The organism is Flavobacterium sp., assembly GCF_028689845.1.
In the GTDB taxonomy this organism is placed as follows: domain Bacteria; phylum Bacteroidota; class Bacteroidia; order Flavobacteriales; family Flavobacteriaceae; genus Flavobacterium.
This window is the reverse complement of the sequence record NZ_JAQVCH010000013.1, coordinates 14,666-27,872: the sequence shown is the minus strand read 5'-3', so window position 1 is coordinate 27,872 and position 13,207 is coordinate 14,666. Positions and strand designations below refer to the sequence as shown.

General features: G+C 34.2%; 17 protein-coding genes. 12 read left to right on the top strand and 5 right to left on the bottom strand.

What is annotated here, in order from left to right; translation table 11 throughout:
* The first annotated feature begins 4 nt into the window (after positions 1-4).
* Positions 5-1,111, top strand: a complete 1,107-nt coding sequence (locus PHR76_RS06825) for a peptidylprolyl isomerase (protein WP_300060037.1) — start codon at positions 5-7, stop codon at positions 1,109-1,111.
* A gap of 54 nt (positions 1,112-1,165) precedes the next feature.
* Here the strand turns inward: PHR76_RS06825 and PHR76_RS06820 are convergent, their stop codons facing one another.
* From PHR76_RS06820 to PHR76_RS06810, 3 genes are all read right to left on the bottom strand, one after another.
* On the bottom strand, positions 1,166-1,603 hold the full coding sequence (locus PHR76_RS06820) for a hypothetical protein (RefSeq protein ID WP_300060034.1): 438 nt from the start codon (positions 1,601-1,603) through the stop codon (positions 1,166-1,168).
* A gap of 2 nt (positions 1,604-1,605) precedes the next feature.
* Positions 1,606-2,982 carry an MATE family efflux transporter gene (locus PHR76_RS06815; protein WP_300060030.1) on the bottom strand — a complete coding sequence of 459 codons (1,377 nt, stop codon included), beginning with the start codon at positions 2,980-2,982 and terminating at the stop codon, positions 1,606-1,608.
* 70 nt (positions 2,983-3,052) lie between these two features.
* The gene (locus PHR76_RS06810; RefSeq protein WP_300060025.1) at positions 3,053-3,934 is read right to left on the bottom strand and encodes a PPK2 family polyphosphate kinase; all 882 of its coding nucleotides are present in this window, start codon (positions 3,932-3,934) and stop codon (positions 3,053-3,055) included.
* Positions 3,935-3,980: 46 nt separating this feature from the next.
* On the opposite strand from PHR76_RS06810, the gene PHR76_RS06805 reads away from it, so the two are divergent.
* On the top strand, positions 3,981-4,817 hold the full coding sequence (locus PHR76_RS06805) for a hypothetical protein (protein WP_300060022.1): 837 nt from the start codon (positions 3,981-3,983) through the stop codon (positions 4,815-4,817).
* Positions 4,818-4,856: 39 nt separating this feature from the next.
* Here PHR76_RS06805 and PHR76_RS06800 read toward each other — a convergent pair whose 3' ends face one another.
* The gene (locus PHR76_RS06800; RefSeq protein WP_300060019.1) at positions 4,857-5,348 is read right to left on the bottom strand and encodes a CAP domain-containing protein; all 492 of its coding nucleotides are present in this window, start codon (positions 5,346-5,348) and stop codon (positions 4,857-4,859) included.
* Positions 5,349-5,567: 219 nt separating this feature from the next.
* Positions 5,568-6,212: a pyridoxamine 5'-phosphate oxidase gene (gene pdxH, locus PHR76_RS06795; RefSeq protein WP_300060016.1), complete on the bottom strand. Its 645-nt coding sequence runs from the start codon at positions 6,210-6,212 to the stop codon at positions 5,568-5,570.
* A 453-nt stretch (positions 6,213-6,665) separates the two neighbouring features.
* Here pdxH and PHR76_RS06790 point away from each other — a divergent pair, with 453 nt between their 5' ends.
* The 10 genes from PHR76_RS06790 to PHR76_RS06745 all read left to right on the top strand — a co-directional run bounded on the left by PHR76_RS06790 (position 6,666) and on the right by PHR76_RS06745 (position 13,207).
* Positions 6,666-7,505, top strand: a complete 840-nt coding sequence (locus PHR76_RS06790; protein WP_300060013.1) for an AraC family transcriptional regulator — start codon at positions 6,666-6,668, stop codon at positions 7,503-7,505.
* Positions 7,506-7,631: 126 nt separating this feature from the next.
* A complete protein-coding gene (locus tag PHR76_RS06785; RefSeq protein ID WP_300060010.1) occupies positions 7,632-8,030 on the top strand; it encodes a heme-binding protein in 399 nt (132 codons plus the stop codon).
* A 187-nt stretch (positions 8,031-8,217) separates the two neighbouring features.
* Complete coding sequence (locus PHR76_RS06780) at positions 8,218-8,604, top strand: lactoylglutathione lyase (protein WP_300060007.1); 387 nt, start codon at positions 8,218-8,220, stop codon at positions 8,602-8,604.
* Between the two features lie 177 nt (positions 8,605-8,781).
* Positions 8,782-9,390: a class I SAM-dependent methyltransferase gene (locus PHR76_RS06775; RefSeq protein ID WP_300060004.1), complete on the top strand. Its 609-nt coding sequence runs from the start codon at positions 8,782-8,784 to the stop codon at positions 9,388-9,390.
* 154 nt (positions 9,391-9,544) lie between these two features.
* Entirely contained in the window at positions 9,545-11,140 is a 1,596-nt protein-coding gene (locus tag PHR76_RS06770; RefSeq protein ID WP_300060001.1) for a T9SS type A sorting domain-containing protein, read from the top strand.
* Positions 11,141-11,314: 174 nt separating this feature from the next.
* The gene (locus PHR76_RS06765) at positions 11,315-11,749 is read left to right on the top strand and encodes an Rrf2 family transcriptional regulator (RefSeq protein ID WP_300059998.1); all 435 of its coding nucleotides are present in this window, start codon (positions 11,315-11,317) and stop codon (positions 11,747-11,749) included.
* Positions 11,750-11,791: 42 nt separating this feature from the next.
* On the top strand, positions 11,792-12,034 hold the full coding sequence (locus PHR76_RS06760; RefSeq protein ID WP_300059995.1) for a hexameric tyrosine-coordinated heme protein: 243 nt from the start codon (positions 11,792-11,794) through the stop codon (positions 12,032-12,034).
* Between the two features lie 43 nt (positions 12,035-12,077).
* Positions 12,078-12,368: a hypothetical protein gene (locus PHR76_RS06755; RefSeq protein ID WP_300059992.1), complete on the top strand. Its 291-nt coding sequence runs from the start codon at positions 12,078-12,080 to the stop codon at positions 12,366-12,368.
* A 12-nt stretch (positions 12,369-12,380) separates the two neighbouring features.
* Positions 12,381-12,770, top strand: a complete 390-nt coding sequence (locus PHR76_RS06750; protein ID WP_300059989.1) for a group III truncated hemoglobin — start codon at positions 12,381-12,383, stop codon at positions 12,768-12,770.
* Positions 12,767-13,207 carry a hypothetical protein gene (locus tag PHR76_RS06745; RefSeq protein WP_300059986.1) on the top strand — a complete coding sequence of 147 codons (441 nt, stop codon included), beginning with the start codon at positions 12,767-12,769 and terminating at the stop codon, positions 13,205-13,207. Before PHR76_RS06750 ends, PHR76_RS06745 begins: the two co-directional genes overlap by 4 nt.

Sequence of the window (13,207 nt, the reverse complement as noted above, 5' to 3'; positions counted from 1 at the left end):
CAAGATGAAAAAAATAACTTATCTTTTTTTAGCCTTAGTTAGTTTGTCGGCAACTGCACAAACAGAAAACGGAATTTATGCCAAAATTCAAACCATCAAAGGCGACATTCTTTTAAAATTAGAATACGAAAAAACACCGATTACAGTAGCCAATTTCGTTTCCTTAGCAGAAGGAACCAATACTGAAGTTACCGATGCAGCCTTAAAAGGAAAACCCTTTTATGACGGTTTAAAATTTCATCGGGTTATTGCAAATTTCATGATTCAAGGCGGAGATCCTTCTGGCAACGGAAGTGGTGGCCCAGGGTATAAGTTTGCTGATGAAATTACCGATTTAAAACACAATGCTCCTGGCATTTTATCCATGGCCAATGCTGGTGCTGGAACAAATGGCTCACAGTTTTTTATCACGCACGTGCCAACGCCACATTTAGACGGAAAACATACTGTTTTTGGTAAAGTAGTAGAAGGACAAGACGTAGTGAATGCTATTGTGCAAAATGATGTGATGGATAAGGTAACGATTATTAGAATTGGTGATGCGGCAAAGAAATTTGACGCTCCAAAAGTTTTTAAAGATCGAATAGCGGTTGAACAAGAAAACCAAAAGAAAAGAGCGGCAGAAGAAGCAGAAAAGAAAAAAGTAGCCTTAGCTCCTTACAAAAAAGCAATGGACGAAAAAACAGCTTATTTTGCTAAAAACAAAAAAGATGCAACCGTTTTACCTTCTGGTTTAGCTTATAAAATCACAACCAAAGGAACTGGTGTAAAACCAACAGAAGGCACGCAAGTGTTCATTCATTATGCAGGATATTTTGATTCTGGAGAATTGTTTGACAGCAGTTATGAAGAGGTTTCTAAAGCGTTTGGAAAATTCAATCAACAGCGAGCAGATGCAAAAGCCTATACGCCGATTCCATTTCAATATGGAAATAAAGGTGGAATGATTCCTGGATTTATTGAAGGATTAGATAAATTAAACTTTGGCGATAAAGCTATATTGTTTATTCCGCCTTCATTGGGATATGGTGAAGCAGGGGCTGGTGGTGTTATTCCGCCAAATGCACATTTGATATTTGAAGTGGAAATGTTAGAAAAAATGCCAGAGTAATCGGCGTTCATAATAGAAAAAGCACCAAGCGAATTTGTTCACTTGGTGCTTTTTTTATGCTTGAAATTTCCAATCGAATTCATCTTGGTTTTTGATAATGGCTCCGATTTCTATTTTTACGATTTCGCCATATTCGGCTTGAAGAATTGTCCAATAATCTTCATTAAAATAATTGGTAAGGGTGTCAAAAGATTCTTCTTCAAAAGTTTGCAGACCCATTTTCTGAACAAGTTTTTTAGCTTCTGTGCTATTTTTTCCTATAATTTTTTGACCTTTTATTTCTGCTTCTGGATTTGAAAGCACGATATAACCTAATCTAAAATCCTCTTCGGCATATAAAGTCAAACGAGCTTTTAACTGATTGTAAACTAAAATTTGATTCTCGTCTTCATCTTTAAATTCAGTATCCGCTTTCCCATACATTGCTTCAATGTGCTTTTGCTTCATTCCGAAAAGCAATTTATCTAGTCCGAATTGTGGTTTAATTTCCATATTTATTGATTGTCTATAATTAATTTCTTTGTGATTTTATTGAATCGGTAAAATAGAAAAACAGCAGCTGCCGTCAATCCAGCTAAGAGTCCAATCCAAACGCCCATCGCTTTTAATGGCGTATATAGTCCTAAAAAAATAGAGATGGGAAAACCAATAATCCAATAGGCTACAAACGTGATATACATTGGGATTTTCACGTCTTGAATTCCTCTTAACGCTCCTAAAACAACGACTTGCAATCCATCAGAAATTTGAAACAAAGAAGCTACCAACAACAATTGAGAGGCAATAGCCACCACTTCTAAATTTTCTTGTAAATGAACCGACTGCTCTAGATTTAAGAAGGGAAGCGGTAAAATTTGATGAAATAGTATAAAAATAGAAGCAAAAACGACCTCTAAAAGAATAGCCAATAAAAAGATAGAAAAAGCTACAATTCGCAGTTTTTTATAATCGCGTAATCCTTTTTGGTTGCCCACCCGAATCATGGCAGCAACACTCAAACCCATTGCAAACATAAAGGTTAAGGAAGCCAAACTCAACGCAATTTGATTGGCGGCTTGACTGGTTGTTCCGATCATACCACTGAGCCAAACGGCACCCGTAAAAAGACCGACTTCAAAAAACATTTGTAAAGCAGAAGGAGTTCCTAAATTCACGATTTTCTGAATGGTACTTTTTTGTATTTCTGCCCAACTGAATTTTTTAAAATACGGATGGAACTTTGGCTTTTTAACCATCATATAATGCATAAAAGCCAACATTACAATTCTTGAAACAATCGTACCAATTGCGGCTCCAACGATGCCCATTTTTGGAAAAATACCAATTCCGAAAATTAAAAAATAATTAATGATAATGTTAATGATATTTCCTAAAATGGTTGCCCACATCGAATATTTAGTTTCACTTTTACCATCGGCAAACTGCTTATAGGCTTGAAACATAATGAGTGGAATCAACGAAAAAGCAACGATATCTAAATACGGTTTTGCTAAATTAACCACCTCTTCTGGCTGACCCATTAAAGTGATTAAAGGCTTTGCAAAAAAGATTAACAAAAATAAAATTACACCCAATAACGTACATAAAAACAAGCCGTTATGAAAAGCATTACGCCCTTTTTCAATCGAGTTTTCGCCATCAGCTTCTGCCACAATTGGAGTAATGGCAGTAGAAAATCCGATGCCTAATGACATGGCAATGAACACAAAACTGTTTCCTAATGAAACCGCGGCTAACTCAATCGGACCGAGTTGTCCAACCATGGCGTTATCTACAATTCCAACCAACGTATGCCCAAGCATTCCAATAATAATTGGATAAGCTAACCGAAAATTATAACCAAATTCTTGTGTATAGGTTTTGAGCGTCATTGATTTTTTTAAAGCGGCAAAAATAAGAAATTTAATCGGATTTTTTGTTTATAAAACAAGAGGATTACACTTATTTTTCTGCCCGTAATTGCTCTTGATAAAAAGCAATATTCTGCTTAACTGCCTCATCCAGAATTGGTTCTTGAATATCGGTATACTTTTCTAACACGTCTAAAATGGATTTGGCTACAATATAGCGAGCGGTTTCTTTATTGTCTGCAGGCACAATATACCAAGGTGCATGCGGGTGAGAAGTTCGGTTGATAGCTTCTTCATAATATTGGGTGTACTTATCCCAAAGCAATCTCTCTTTTAAATCACCTGGTGAAAATTTCCAATTGTGTTTTTCGGTTTCTAAACGGCGTAATAAGCGTTCCCGTTGTTCTTCTTTGCTTAAATGAAGAAAAAACTTTAAGATAATAACGCCATTTGACGCCACATGTTTTTCAAAAGCATTGATACTTTCAAAGCGATTTTCCCAAAAAGTTGGGGTAATATCTTCTACTTTTTCAATTCCGGGAATATTTTCATTCATAATATATTCGGGATGCACGCGAGTGACCAGCACATTTTCATAATGTGTACGATTAAAAACGGCAAATTTTCCTTTTTCGGGCAAAGCGATATAGTGTCGCCATAAATAATCGTGTTCTAATTCGGTTGAATTGGGCGTTTTAAAACTGTGAACCACAACGCCTCTAGCATTGAATTCTTTAAAAACTTCGCGAATTAAACTGTCTTTTCCGGCCGTATCCATTCCTTGCAAGCAAATTAAAACACCATAACGATTGTGGGCATACATTTTGTCTTGTATTTTGCTTAAGTTTTCACGGACTTTCTGTAAAATTTTCTCTTTCTTTTTTTCAGAAGTATCTACTTTCACGAAAGTGGGACAATTAGAAAGTTCAATCGGTTGCTGAACGCGAAATTGAGTCGTTTCGATATTTTTCATTTGAATTGCGATTGTTTGATTAATTTTACACAAATTACAAAAAAGTATGCAACAAATTCAATTAGAATTACTTTTTCAATTAGTTGGCCTTGGAGCTTCGTCTGGTTTGCTCTTTCATCAAGACCAACTTTATCTAATTTCCGATAGCAGTAATTATCTCTATCACTATTCTTTGACAGAAAAAGAACTGACAAAAATTAAATTACAAGACCAAAGTGCCGAAAACATTCCAAAAAAGATAAAACACGATTTAGAAGCCATTTGTAAAGTAGACCAAACACTTTATGCTTTTGGTTCGGGTTCCACCGCAAAACGCAAAACAGCTTTTACGTATCATCTTGAATCACAAGAAACCAAGTTATTAGATTTGACTCTTTTGTTTGAAAAAATCAGTTCTCAAACTGGAATCGATATAGAAAATATGAATATTGAAGGCGTAATTCCTTTAGAAAAAGAATGGCTATTTTTTCAACGCGGAAACGGAATTGCTGCTCAAAACGGCATCATCCGCTTGACGGGAAATTTAGAAAATCCTTCTAAAATTGACTATATTCCTATTCCATTACCACCGTTAAATCATATTTCAACCACTTTTACGGATGCTGTTTTAGTAAATGAAACCATCTATTTTTTGGCGGCGGCCGAAGATTCGAATTCGACGTTTGCTGATGGCGAAGTGATGGGAAGTTTAGTTGGAGTGATGCGGCTTGCTGATTTTAAAATTTTGTTTACGCACCCAATTTCTGCAACGCAAAAATTTGAAGGAATTACACTTTTTGATGAGTCTAATACAGCTCTTCGTTTTTTACTTTGTGAAGACCAAGACTCAGAAAATCAATTGGCTGACCTCTATTTATTAACCATAAAAAAAACCACTCGATAAGGAGCGGTTTCTTTAGGTTAAGGTAAATTCGGGGCAAAATTACCTTTTCATAAAAATGTTGGTGTAGTATTTTTTTCCATTTACAGGATTTGTTTTAATTGATATTCCGAAATGCGTATAATCGCCTTCTAAATTTTCTTTATGACCATCACTCAACAACCAAGCGTTTAAAACACCTTCGTTAGATTGAAAGTTATAAGCTACATTTTCGCTTACTTTCACAGCTCCCAAAACTTGTTTGATGTTATTTGCTCGTTGCTCAAATTGCTGATGACCTACTACATCATTATCAATCATGTAGTCGTTGTGCTCAGCCGATTTATAAGAAATGTGGTTGATTGATTGTAAAGCATTTAACCCAACACTCACTCGGTAGGTATTGATTTGATCCATCAAATCTAATTCTACAGTAGAGTATGAAAAATTTTGAACGATAGGTGCTGGTGCTTCATCAGTTTCAGAAGTAGAACAGGATACCATAGTGAACACAATTGCGATTGGCAACAATGCTCTTAACATTTTTGCTTTCATAGTAGTAGGGTTAAGTTTTAAAAGTAGATGTGGGGCAACTCCTTTTAGGTTATTCTAATTTTTTAAGCGATAAGGTAGATGTGGGGCAAATATCTTGGTGCTTTGACTTAAGAACGTTGTTTTTATTTCTTGGTCAATATTACTACTATGTCGGTGAAGTGCAAAATAAAATCGATGAAATGCATAAAATTTTTAAATAAGAATGTATATTCCTACATTTTAAGGAGATAATCTTTCAATTTTCCAGAAATAATCTTCTTGCAGTACATATCGAATACGATCATGCAATCGGTTTGGGCGTCCTTGCCAAAATTCTACGGCAACAGGACGTACTAAATAACCACCCCAAAAATCGGGACGAGGAATTTCTTTTCCTTCAAAACTGTGTTCTAGCGACGTCAATTTTTCTTCTAAAACCAAACGTGACGCAATAATTGAACTTTGGTTGGATACGATAGCTCCTAATTTGCTTCCGGTAGGTCTGGAATCAAAATAGCCATCAGAAATACTTGCTGTTGTTTTTTCGGCAATTCCTTTGATGATTACTTGACGTTCCATAGAATGCCAAAAAAAAGAAAGACAAACTTGTGGATGAGCCGCTATAGCCCTACCCTTTTCTGATTCATAATTGGTATAAAAAATAAAACCTTCTTCGTTAAATTTTTTCAGCAAAACCACACGAGCTTTAGGAAAGCCATCCAATCCTAAAGTAGAAACGGTCATTGCATTTACTTCTTCTACATTATTTTGGGCTTCTGTTTCATAAAACCAGCGGTGAAATAAATTAATTGGGTCTTCTGGAATGGTCGTTTCAAGAAGTTCACTTTTTTCATACGATTTTCTGTAATCACTCAAGTCTTCCATGATAAATATTTAATTTTTTATGCGAGTTGATAAGTGGTGCTAATTTACAAATAATATAGATGTAATTGAAGAATTTATAGGCTTCACTACGCACCTTATTTTTAAAAGAAATAGTAAAAAAAGGCAAAATAATTTGATTTTAGATAGAAAATGAGTTCTACCTTATATGGTTTTCAATGATATATTCCTTGTTTAAAAAATTCAAGTTCATTTTAAATTCAATTATTTTTTTTTTATTGAAATAAAAAGTTTTTTCATAGACTCATTAGTCATCTTTAAAAAAACCACAAAATAAAAAACATAAACGAAAGCATAAATAATTAATTGTTTAGTTCTAGACTACTAACAAAAGTACTAGCCGATTTTCTATTTGATTTTTATTAGTTAACTTTCGGGCTGTATCGTGCAACCCAGAATACACGAAACGTAGCTAACGAGCAATAAAACAACTAAATGGCAATAGAAAACATACCTGAAATCTACATTCATGACAAAAATAAGAGTCCGGAATTATTCGTCTATGATTTCAAAATGACCAATGATGTAGTAAAAAGCAAAGTCAATTTAGGCATGAATATGTTTAGCTTCTTACAGGTTGGGAAAAAGCAAGTTCACTTTGCTGGAACATCAGTTGCCGTAAATAAAGACCAATCGTTACTACTAAAAAAAGGAAACTGGCTTTGGACCGAATTATTAGATACAGAAGCTATTTATTACTGTAAACTCTTCTTCTTTTCTGAAACAAAACTCAAAGAATTTTTAGACAAACACACGAACAACAAACAAATCGTTAAAGATGAAATACCCTATTTCATTATTCAAAATGATTCATACATTACCTCCTATTTGAATTCATTATCAACAATTAGTGAAGCACCAACGGTTTTTATGAATAATTTACTTTCTGTGAAATTTGAAGAATTGATGTTATATCTTCTTCAGAAATATGAAAGAAAATTTGAAATCTATCTCCATTCTTTAATAGTTAAAGAAACTTCACCCTTTAAAAAAATTGTTGAAAGCAAAATACATTCAAATTTAAAACTAGAGGAAATAGCATTTCTATGCAACATGAGTTTGTCTACTTTTAAACGGCATTTTATTAAAGAATACAACGTAACACCCGGAAAATGGCTTCAAGATAAACGATTACAAAAAGCAAAGGAAACTTTAGAACAAGATAATTTAAGAGCCTCAGCTATCTATTTAGACTTTGGATATAACAATCTCTCAAATTTTAGTATCGCTTTTAAAAATAAATTCGGGATAAATCCAAGCGAAATATCATCTTAATAACTTAGTGCAATTTCATTTTTAAATTTGACCTTTTTTCATAAGTCATTGAACTGTTTTAGTAACTAAATTCGTAAACTCCCATCGTATATTTGTATTATTAAATAATCTCTAAAAGATAAAATTATGAATATTACATTAGCACAAGCTGAAAAAGCAATCGCAACAGCAAAACAAAAAGCGACTTCAATTGATACAAAAATGAACATTGCAGTGGTAGATGCAGGTGCAAATTTAGTTGCATTTGGTCGTATGGATGGAGCATGGTTAGGTTCGCTTGACATCTCTATTAAAAAAGCAAAAACAGCTCGTTTTTTTGATATGAATACTGGAATTATAGGTGAATTATCTCAACCTGGACAATCTTTATTTAATATTGAACATTCAAATAATGGACTTATCACTTTTCCAGGTGGAATTCCTATTAAGAATACTCAAGGAGAAATCATTGGAGCTATTGGAGTAAGTGGAAGTTCGGTTGAAAATGACCACGCAGTTGCGGAAGCTGGAGCATTAGCAATCTAATTGCGTATAACTAATTAAAGAAGCCGTCTCTAGTTGTGAGACGGCTCCAAACCAGATTTTATTTACTGAGGTTCTAGCCGAAAAATTCCAACGCTTATATACATAAATAAAAGAAGGTTTTTTTTAAGACTGATAATATGCTTCATTATCATAAATTTTTCTTTAAAATAAATTCAATACCTAAAACATGAAAGAAATTGAGTTTATACTCTATGTTGCCAATCAAGAAAAAAGTTCCTATTATTACCAACAGCTTCTTGAAATTATTCCCAGTTTAAATGTTCCAGGAATGACTGAATTTGAATTGACTGATGGTGTAAAGTTAGGTTTAATGCCTGAAGATGGTATCGCAAAAATAGTGACAGACAAAGCTCCACACCCTAAACTTGGTAATGGAATACCGAGATGTGAATTATATTTAAAAATCAAAAATGCTGCGGAATATCTAAAAAGAGGAGTTCTTTTAGGTGGGAAAGAAATCAGCGAATTAAAAAATCGGGATTGGGGAGATAAAGTGGGGTATATTTCTGATTTGGACGGACATATCATTGCTTTTGCGGAAAGTGAAAAATAAAAAACAAAACCTCTCCTCAATAAAACCTGATTATATCCTAAATTTACTAAAATCTTCATTTCCGAAAGTAATGGGAGTTCTATTCGTTTTAAATTTGCTAACTTTCGTACGTTACCCTAATCAAATTTACGTAAGAATTATTTTAAAGCAGACCTCAACCATTTAAAATCAACTACAATGACAGAATTTTGGGAAGAAGCATTTAAAGTCAAGCAGGAAATGTGGGGGTTTGAACCCGCAAAGTCTACACTATTGGCAAATGATTTCTTTGCTGAACAAAATGTAAAAAATGTACTTATTCCTGGTTTAGGTTACGGACGAAATGCCCAACCATTTCTAGATAATGGCATGACCGTTACCGGAATTGAAATTTCCAAAACCGCCATTGATTTAGCCCAAAAAAGATTTGGAAGCGAGTTACTAATTTATCACGGTTCAGTTACCGAAATGCCCTTTGACAATATATTGTATGACGGAATATATTGTTACGCTTTAATTCATTTATTAGACAAAAAAGAAAGAGAAAAACTAATCCGAGACTGTTATAATCAACTCACAGAAAACGGATTTATGGTTTTTACAACTGTTACAAAAAAAGCACCGATTTATGGTCAAGGCTCTTGCATTGACAAAGATAGATATCAACTAGTTGGTGGCTTAAAAATGTTCTTTTATGAAAGGCAATCCATACTAGAAGAATTTGGCGAAGCAGGACTATTTGAAATTATAGAGGTGAATGATGTCTATCCATTTTATCTAATAAAGTGCAAAAAAGCGAATAACTAATCTTAAATCAACGATTGAATATACTAATTTTAATCCTAATTAAAGTTAAGAAAAAATCTTATTTTTAACTTTCAAAACGAGTGAGAAAAATTTATGATGACATTTTCATACCAATTTCGATGTGTTTATAAGAACCTTAAAACAACTCGTTATTATGAAAAAATTACTCTTTCATTGTGCATTTCTAATCAGTTTGACGGCAACTTTTGCCCAAAACCCAGCAATTCTTTGGCAAAAAACCATTGGTGGCAACGCCGGTGATTATTCGGTTGCATTTGAACCAACTTCAGATGGCGGCTACATTATGGGCGGTTATTCCTCGTCTAATACTTCAGGAGATAAAACTGAAAACAGTAATGGCGGTACAGATATTTGGATTGTAAAAATTAACGCCACCGGTAACATTCAATGGCAAAATACCATTGGCGGAAGCGGAGAAGATTTTTTGCTTTCAATCAAACAAACCACTGAGGGTGGATATATTTTAGGAGCGAGTTCTGACTCAAACATTTCGGGAGATAAAACTGAAAATTCTCGTGGTGGACTTGATTATTGGATAATTAAATTAAATAGTACCGGTAGCATTACTTGGCAAAAAACCTATGGCGGTAATCAACCCGACTTTGAAGTTTTTGTTGTTCAAACTACTGATGGCGGCTATTTTGCTGGTGGCTATAGTGATAGTAACATTTCAGGCGATAAAACCGATCCGTCAAATGGACAACGGGATTTTTGGGCCTTAAAATTAGACACTACCGGCAACATCGTTTGGCAAAATAGTATTGGAGGAGCATTGGTAGACAGAGCGGCGGCTGTCTCTTTTCAAACGGCAGACGGTGGTTTTCTAATGTGTGGCCAATCAACCTCCAATAGCGGAGGAGATAAAACTGAAAATTCGCGTGGTGGAAATGATTATTGGATAGTAAAATTGGGAGCTAATGGTACGGTTCTATGGGATAAAACCATTGGTGGTAGTGGTGCCGACATTCTTCGTGATGTTGTTCAAACGACTGATGGTGGCTTTTTATTGGGTGGCTATTCAACCTCAAATGTATCTGGAGATAAAACCGAAAACTCTCGAGGTGATTTTGATTATTGGATACTAAAACTTAACTCGACAGGAAACATAGTATGGCAAAAAACAATTGGTGGCAGTGGCGTTGATTATCCACGTGATGTAAAACAACTAGCCGATGGAAACTTTATGATTGCTGGTTGGAGTAACAGCAATATTTCTGGTGACAAAACAGTCATTAGTCAAGGTGGTTATGATTTTTGGCTCGTAAAACTTGATACAAACGGAAATATCATTTCACAAAATTCAATTGGTGGTTCTGCAGATGAAAGCGGCACTTATGTAATCGAAAATGCAGATGGTAATTTCACCTTGTTTTGTTCGTCCGATAGCAATATTTCAGGAGATAAATCTGAAAACAATAAAGGCCTTGATGATTTTTGGGTTTTTAAAACAACACCCGCTATTTTGGGTGTGACAAAAAATACTTTTGCCTTAAATGTTAGCTTATATCCAAATCCTACAAAGGGAAATTTCTCTATTAATTTAGGAGAATCATATTCAAAATCAAAAGTTACCCTCACCAATCTTCTTGGTCAGGAAATTACGGTGGCGAACTTTGAGAATAAACAAATTTTAGAAATCAATATAGTTGCAGTTCCAGGAATATTTCTCGCCACGGTGACCAACAACGAAGGGAAATCTGCTACGTTTAAAATTTTAATAAAAAGTTGATTTATAATTATTTATCAATCTGATTTGCCAAAAACGCTCTGTTGAAGAGCGTTTTTTTTGTACCTATCCTTTTCTGTTGGTTAAAACATTAGTAAAACTTTTAAAAAAATAATAGTGGACACTATTGTCCATTACTATAAAAACACGTAACTTTGTGACAGATAAAAACCGAATATGTTTTCAAAAGCTTGTGAATACGGAATTAGAGCATCCATTTATATTGCAGAACAATCGCAATTAGACAGAAAAGTTAGCCTTAAAGAAGTGGCAGATGCTATTGAATCACCTGCGGCCTATACTTCAAAAATTCTTCAATTGCTTTCTCGCCATAAAATCATCCTTTCTGGTAAAGGGCCAACGGGTGGCTTTTCGATGGATAATTATGAATTGGACAAATTAAATTTAAGCACCATTGTACAAGCAATAGACGGAGATGATATTTATGTGGGTTGTGGTTTAGGATTAAGTAAATGCAATGAAAAAGAACCCTGCCCTGTTCACAATCAATTTAAACTGATTAGAGCAGAGCTTAAAAAAATGCTTGAAACAACCACTATTAAATCATTAGCCGAAGACGTTGAAAAAGGATTAACCTTTTTGAGACGATAAAAAACAAAAGATTTCATTGATAAACCTATAAAAAATAAAAGTATGGCAAATTCAGAACTATGGCTCGAAAGCCTAATTACTAAAACTCCACAAGAAGGAAGAGCATTAGCAATTTTGATGTCTCGAAAAACCATTGGAGCAATTCAAACTGATCCAGAGAAACGCAAACAAATGCGTCCTGATTATGCAAATGATACCGCTCAATTAATAAGTTCGGCACAAGTTGTCGCTATCGAGTTTCAGACTATTGCAAAAGCAAATAATTATTGGAGAGATTCAAAATAAAAAGTACCAATCCTAAACAAGCCAACTTAAAGAATTAAATACGATGAAAGCGGATAAAAGCAACCTATCACTATTTATCGATGAGGAATTACAGCCAAACGAAGAGTTCACTGTTTCTATGCAATTAGATTTGGATTGCCAAGAACTGAAAGATAGAGAGCACACTTTCAATTTGGAAAACAATACGTCAACAGTCAAAGAAGGTATTCAAAAAATAAAATTCATCTTAGATGAAAGCGACACACCACAAAGTGTACCTAGTTGGTTATGGATTATACTCATCGTCTTTTTTAGTTGGGCCGCGTTTTACATTGTTACCAATTTTAGTATATAAAAAATAGCCTTAATGAGAAACGAAATTATCAACATCATAGACATTAAACTTTTAGTAGATACTTTTTACAACAAAGTACGAGAAGACGAATTATTGGCCGACCTATTCAACAATAAAATCGGAGATCGTTGGCCAGAACATCTTGAAAAAATGTATCGTTTTTGGCAAACAGTTTTATTAGAAGAACATACCTACCACGGAAGTCCGTTTCTTCCTCATGCTAAATTACCGGTTAATTTAGAACATTTTGAAAGATGGTTAACGTTATTCAATAAAACTGTCGATGATTTATTTGAAGGTGAAAAAGCCGAACGAGCCAAGTGGCAAGGACAACGAATGGCAGAAATGTTTCATTCAAAAATAGAATATTATAAAAATAATGCTGCTACGCCATTGATATGAGCACAACAAAATACCAAATCGCAATTAGTAGCACTTTCCTTTGGATAGGATTTGTAAGTGCTATCAGCTTTATGGAAGCTTGGTTAAAGTTTCAGGCTCCAGGAGTGACCATTCCAATTGGTTTAGGAATTGGACGATTGGTTTTTTTTGCCCTTAACAAAGTAGAATGGTTTTTAGTAATTATGATTATGGGAAACCTTGTTTTTTCAAAAACACCAGTAGTCACTTTTAAAAATACACTTTTTTTCATCCCCATTTTAATGCTTTTACTTCAAACAATATGGGCATTACCCGCTTTAGATACTAGAGCAACCTTATACATTCAACAGCAAACGGTTTCTCCATCCAACCTTCATTTTTATTATGTTGGGATGGAAATTATAAAAATTGCTTGCTTAACTATTTTTGGAATTAAATTATTTAACAACTATAAATAA

Coding starts and splice junctions, on each gene's coding strand:
- PHR76_RS06825 (WP_300060037.1), top strand. CDS start 5: ATGAAAAAAATAACTTATCTTTTTTTAGCCTTAGTTAGTTTGTCGGCA.
- PHR76_RS06820 (WP_300060034.1), bottom strand. CDS start 1,603: ATGGAAATTAAACCACAATTCGGACTAGATAAATTGCTTTTCGGAATG.
- PHR76_RS06815 (WP_300060030.1), bottom strand. CDS start 2,982: ATGACGCTCAAAACCTATACACAAGAATTTGGTTATAATTTTCGGTTA.
- PHR76_RS06810 (WP_300060025.1), bottom strand. CDS start 3,934: ATGAAAAATATCGAAACGACTCAATTTCGCGTTCAGCAACCGATTGAA.
- PHR76_RS06805 (WP_300060022.1), top strand. CDS start 3,981: ATGCAACAAATTCAATTAGAATTACTTTTTCAATTAGTTGGCCTTGGA.
- PHR76_RS06800 (WP_300060019.1), bottom strand. CDS start 5,348: ATGAAAGCAAAAATGTTAAGAGCATTGTTGCCAATCGCAATTGTGTTC.
- pdxH (WP_300060016.1), bottom strand. CDS start 6,212: ATGGAAGACTTGAGTGATTACAGAAAATCGTATGAAAAAAGTGAACTT.
- PHR76_RS06790 (WP_300060013.1), top strand. CDS start 6,666: ATGGCAATAGAAAACATACCTGAAATCTACATTCATGACAAAAATAAG.
- PHR76_RS06785 (WP_300060010.1), top strand. CDS start 7,632: ATGAATATTACATTAGCACAAGCTGAAAAAGCAATCGCAACAGCAAAA.
- PHR76_RS06780 (WP_300060007.1), top strand. CDS start 8,218: ATGAAAGAAATTGAGTTTATACTCTATGTTGCCAATCAAGAAAAAAGT.
- PHR76_RS06775 (WP_300060004.1), top strand. CDS start 8,782: ATGACAGAATTTTGGGAAGAAGCATTTAAAGTCAAGCAGGAAATGTGG.
- PHR76_RS06770 (WP_300060001.1), top strand. CDS start 9,545: ATGAAAAAATTACTCTTTCATTGTGCATTTCTAATCAGTTTGACGGCA.
- PHR76_RS06765 (WP_300059998.1), top strand. CDS start 11,315: ATGTTTTCAAAAGCTTGTGAATACGGAATTAGAGCATCCATTTATATT.
- PHR76_RS06760 (WP_300059995.1), top strand. CDS start 11,792: ATGGCAAATTCAGAACTATGGCTCGAAAGCCTAATTACTAAAACTCCA.
- PHR76_RS06755 (WP_300059992.1), top strand. CDS start 12,078: ATGAAAGCGGATAAAAGCAACCTATCACTATTTATCGATGAGGAATTA.
- PHR76_RS06750 (WP_300059989.1), top strand. CDS start 12,381: ATGAGAAACGAAATTATCAACATCATAGACATTAAACTTTTAGTAGAT.
- PHR76_RS06745 (WP_300059986.1), top strand. CDS start 12,767: ATGAGCACAACAAAATACCAAATCGCAATTAGTAGCACTTTCCTTTGG.